Genomic DNA, 4,443 nt, shown 5'->3' with positions numbered 1-4,443 from the left:
CCGTCAAGGGGTGACCTCTGCGTCTCCCGTCCTCCCCGGTGCGTGGCCGGACCCCCCCGGCGGGGCCCCCCCCCGGCCGGGCCCCCCGGCCCCGCCCCCCGGGCGGGGCCCCCCGGGCCGCCGCCGCCGCGCGGGGGGGGGCCGCGCGGCGGTCCCCGCCGCGGTCAGGAGGCGCCCGGCTGCGGCCGGACCGCCGACTTGAGCGGTACGGCGGGATCGGCGGCGCGGACCGGATCCACCGGGGCCCCCGCCTCGATCAGCTTCCGCCCCTGGGCGAGGTCCCGCGGCCTGCCGACGGCGAGCACCGCGACCAGCCGCCCGTCCCGCAGCCAGCACACCGACCAGGCCGGGCCCGCCGGGTCGCCACGCCGGATCAGGGTGTCGGCGGCCGCGTGGTGGCCCGCGTACTGGACGAAGCGGCCGAACTGCTCGGACCAGAAGTACGGCACCGGGTCGTAGATCCGCGGCGTCTCGCCGATCACATCGGCCGCCACGGTGCGCGGCCCCTGCAGCGCGTTGTCCCAGTGGTGGACCAGCAGTCGCTCGCCGTACCGGCGGGAGGGGAAGGAGGCGCAGTCGCCGACCGCGTACACATCCGCGACGGAGGTGCGCAGCCGCTCGTCGGCCGTGACCGAGCCGTCCGGGCCCAGCGCGATACCGGACCCGGCCAGCCACCCGGTCGCGGGCGTGGCCCCGATGCCGACGAGGACCGCCCCCGCCGGGATCCGCCGCCCCGATTCCAGGACCACGGCGCCCGGTTCGATCCGGGCCACCCGCGCCCGGGTGACGAGTTCGGCTCCGCTGTCCGCGTACCAGTCGGCCATCGGCGCGGCGATCTCCGCCGGCAGCACCCCGACGAGGGGCCGGTCCGCCGCCTCCACGACCGTCACCGCGCACCCCGCCTCACGCGCCGCCGTGGCGAACTCGGCGCCGATCCAGCCCGCGCCGACCACCACGACGTCCCGCCGGCCGGCGAGGACGGCGCGCAGCCGCTCCGCGTCGTCGAGCGTGCGCAGCTGATGGACGTCGGGGACCCCCTCGCCGCCGGGCAGGGTGAGCGGGCGGGCGCCGGTGGCGACGACCAGCGACCCGTAGGCGAGCGGGCCGCGCGCGGTGTCCAGCTCCCGGTCGCCCGGGCGTACGCCGGTCACCTCGCACCCCAGCAGCAGCTCGACCCCGAGCGCGCCGAAGTCGACGTCGAAGGCGGCGCCGTCGGCCTTGCCGAGCAGCACCGACTTGGAGAGCGGCGGCCGGTCGTACGGCTGATGCGGCTCCTCGCCGATCAGCGTGACGGGGCCGGTGAAGCCCTGGTCCCGCAGGGCGACAGCGGTCTGCACTCCGGCCATGCCCGCGCCGGCGATGACGACGTTCCTCGGCTCACTCACCCGGTCACCCTAACCAGCTGACGACCCGTCAGGACAGGGGGCCGTCCCCAGGCGCCTTACGGGGCGGCGCGGCCCGGGGTTACGCTGGCTGTGCTGAACCACTCGCGGGAGTCCGGGCGTACCGGGCTGAGAGGGAGGCTGGACGGCCTCCGACCGTACGAACCTGATCCGGGTCATGCCGGCGAAGGGAGGGGCTGGACGCCCATGCACGCACACCACACCGAACAGCACACGCCCCCTGTCGAACAGCACCGGCCCGGCCGGGCGGACGCGCAGTCCGGCGCACTGCCGGACGTCCTGGTCGTCGGCGGCGGGATCATCGGTCTCGTCACGGCCTGGCGGTCGGCGCAGCGCGGACTGCGTACCGCTGTCGCCGATCCACAGCCGGGCGGCGGAGCCGCACAGGTCGCGGCAGGCATGCTGGCCGCCGTCACGGAGCTGCACTACGGCGAGCAGGTCCTGCTCGGTCTGAACCTGGAGTCCGCCCGCCGCTATCCGGCGTTCGCGGCCGAGCTGGCCGAGGCATCGGGCCAGGATCTCGGCTACCGCGCCTGCGGCACCCTCTCCGTGGCGCTCGACCTCGACGACCGGGAGCATCTGCGGGAGCTGCACGCGCTCCAGCACCGCTCGGGTCTGGAGTCCGAGTGGCTCACGGGGCGCGAGTGCAGACGCCTCGAACCGATGCTCGCGCCGGGCGTACGCGGCGGGCTGCGGGTGGACGGCGACCACCAGGTCGATCCACGGCGGCTCGCGAAGGCGCTGCTCACCGCGTGCGAGCGGGCCGGGGTCACCTTCCACCGCGGCTGGGCCGAGCGTCTGACGGTGGAGCGCGACCGGGCCACGGGCGTGGTGCTGGCCGACGGCACCGTGCTCGGCGCCGGCCAGGTGGTACTGGCGGCCGGCAGCCTCAGCGGCCGGCTGGCGGGCGTACCGGATGCGGTGCTTCCGCCCGTACGCCCGGTCAAGGGGCAGGTCCTGCGACTGACCGTGCCGCGGGTGTACGCGCCGTTCCTCAGCCGCACCGTCCGCGCGGTCGTCCGGGGCAGCCATCTCTATCTGGTCCCCCGGGAGAACGGCGAACTCGTCATCGGCGCGACCAGCGAGGAGCTGGGCTGGGACACCACGGTCACCGCTGGCGGGGTGTACGAACTGCTCCGCGACGCCCATGAGCTGGTACCCGGCATCACCGAACTCCCGCTCACCGAGACCTGTGCGGGGCTGCGTCCCGCGTCGCCGGACAACGCGCCGCTGCTCGGCCCGACCGTGCTGCCCGGCCTCCTGCTGGCCACCGGCCACTACCGCAACGGTGTCCTGCTCACACCGGTCACCGGCGATGTGATGGCCGAACTGCTCACCACCGGGGAACTGCCCGCCGAGGCCCGCGCCTTCACTCCCCGGCGCTTCCCTCCCGTACGAGAGGAGCAGCCCGTATGAATGTGCCGCTGAATGTGCCGCCCGTGAACACAGCACAGGCGGGCTCCCCGGCGTCGGACCCGCCGCCGCCCGTGGACGTTCCGCAGGTGGAGGTGTCGGTCAACGGGGAGCCCCGCACGATCGCGCCGGGCACCACGCTCGACGTACTGGTCGGCGGGCTCACCACCGCCCCGTCCGGGGTCGCCGCCGCGGTCAACGAGACCGTCGTGCCCCGGGGCCTGTGGGCCCGCACCGCACTCGGCGGCGGCGACCGCGTCGAGATCCTCACCGCAGTCCAAGGAGGCTGATCAGGACATGGCAGACGATCCCTTCACTCTCGCCGGCACCGATTTCTCCTCCCGGCTGATCATGGGGACCGGCGGTGCGCCCAGCCTCGATGTGCTGGAGAGGTCCCTGATCGCGTCGGGCACCGAGCTCACGACGGTCGCCATGCGCCGCCTCGATCCCACGGTGCAGGGCTCGGTCCTCTCGGTGCTCGACAGGCTGGCGGTCAGGGTGCTGCCGAACACGGCCGGCTGCTTCACGGCGGGCGAGGCGGTCCTCACCGCCCGGCTGGCCCGCGAGGCACTGGGCACGGACTGGATCAAACTGGAGGTCGTGGCGGACGAGCACACCCTGCTGCCCGACCCGGTGGAGCTGCTCGACGCGGCCGAGACGCTTGTCGACGACGGTTTCACGGTCCTGCCGTACACCAACGACGACCCGGTGCTGGCCCGGCGGCTGGAGGAGGCGGGCTGCGCGGCGATCATGCCGCTGGGCTCCCCCATCGGCTCGGGCCTCGGGATCCGCAACCCGCACAACTTCCAGCTGATCGTGGAGCGGGCGGGGGTGCCGGTGATCCTCGACGCGGGGGCCGGTACGGCATCGGACGCGGCGCTGGCGATGGAGCTCGGGTGCGCGGCCGTGATGCTGGCATCGGCGGTGACTCGGGCCCAGGAGCCCGAGCTGATGGCGTCCGCGATGCGGCGGGGCGTCGAGGCGGGCCGGCTGGCGTACCGCGCGGGGCGGATCCCCCGGCGGCACTTCGCCCTGGCGTCGTCACCGGACGAGGGGCGGGCGGCGCTCGATCCGGAGCGGCCCGCGTTCTAAGGGCTGCCCCTGGCTAGAGGCCGTTCCGTACGACGTCCAGGGCGCGTATGACATACCCGTGGAGTTCGCCCTCGTAGCCGTGCTCGGCCCAGTAACGCGTGGCCTCCATCAGCACACCGGCCAGCGCCATCGCATACGCCCTGACCTCCAGGTCACCCGCCTCGCGCCCGGTGCGTTCGGCCAGCACGCGGCACATCATCTGGCCCGTGACCGACATCGACTCCATCATCCGGGAGCGCACCGCCGGTACCTCGACCTGGAGCCGCATCCTCAGCTTGGACACCTCCGGGTCCTCGCCGCCCTGCGCGAGACCGAGGCTGCGGTCGATGACGTGCCGCAGGGAGTCGACGATCGACTCGCCGGCGGGCCGAGCCCGCAGTTCCTGCTCCAGGATCGGGTCGAACTCGTCGGTGAGGACGATATCTTCCTTGGTCGGGAAGTAGCGGAAGACGGTGGAGGGCGACACCTCGGCGGCCTCGGCGATCTGCTCGACCGTTGTCGCGTCGTACCCCTGATCCATGATAAAGCGGTAGGA

At 74.2% G+C, this 4,443-nt stretch carries 5 protein-coding genes and 1 riboswitch; of the genes, 3 read left to right on the top strand and 2 right to left on the bottom strand.

Going from position 1 to position 4,443, the window contains the following annotated elements:
- Positions 1-164: 164 nt before the first annotated feature.
- Positions 165-1,385: an NAD(P)/FAD-dependent oxidoreductase gene (locus tag ACFXBC_RS33850; protein ID WP_385033523.1), complete on the bottom strand. Its 1,221-nt coding sequence runs from the start codon at positions 1,383-1,385 to the stop codon at positions 165-167.
- A gap of 94 nt (positions 1,386-1,479) precedes the next feature.
- Positions 1,480-1,592: riboswitch (TPP riboswitch) on the top strand.
- Between ACFXBC_RS33850 and thiO the strand changes: the two genes are divergently transcribed.
- The 3 genes from thiO to ACFXBC_RS33835 all read left to right on the top strand — a co-directional run bounded on the left by thiO (position 1,590) and on the right by ACFXBC_RS33835 (position 3,908).
- Entirely contained in the window at positions 1,590-2,819 is a 1,230-nt protein-coding gene (gene thiO, locus ACFXBC_RS33845; protein ID WP_385033520.1) for a glycine oxidase ThiO, read from the top strand. Its footprint overlaps the riboswitch before it by 3 nt.
- Positions 2,820-2,905: 86 nt before the next feature.
- On the top strand, positions 2,906-3,106 hold the full coding sequence (gene thiS / locus ACFXBC_RS33840) for a sulfur carrier protein ThiS (RefSeq protein WP_385033526.1): 201 nt from the start codon (positions 2,906-2,908) through the stop codon (positions 3,104-3,106).
- Positions 3,107-3,113: 7 nt separating this feature from the next.
- On the top strand, positions 3,114-3,908 hold the full coding sequence (locus ACFXBC_RS33835) for a thiazole synthase (protein ID WP_385033517.1): 795 nt from the start codon (positions 3,114-3,116) through the stop codon (positions 3,906-3,908).
- 13 nt (positions 3,909-3,921) lie between these two features.
- Here ACFXBC_RS33835 and ACFXBC_RS33830 read toward each other — a convergent pair.
- Positions 3,922-4,443, bottom strand: a 522-nt coding sequence (locus tag ACFXBC_RS33830) for a TetR/AcrR family transcriptional regulator (RefSeq protein ID WP_385033515.1), incomplete at its 5' end; no start/stop codon positions are given.

The organism is Streptomyces sp. NPDC059398, from assembly GCF_042751845.1.
GTDB lineage: Bacteria > Actinomycetota > Actinomycetes > Streptomycetales > Streptomycetaceae > Streptomyces.
Note: the sequence above shows the minus strand (reverse complement) of the source record. Positions and strands in the feature narration are given on the sequence as shown.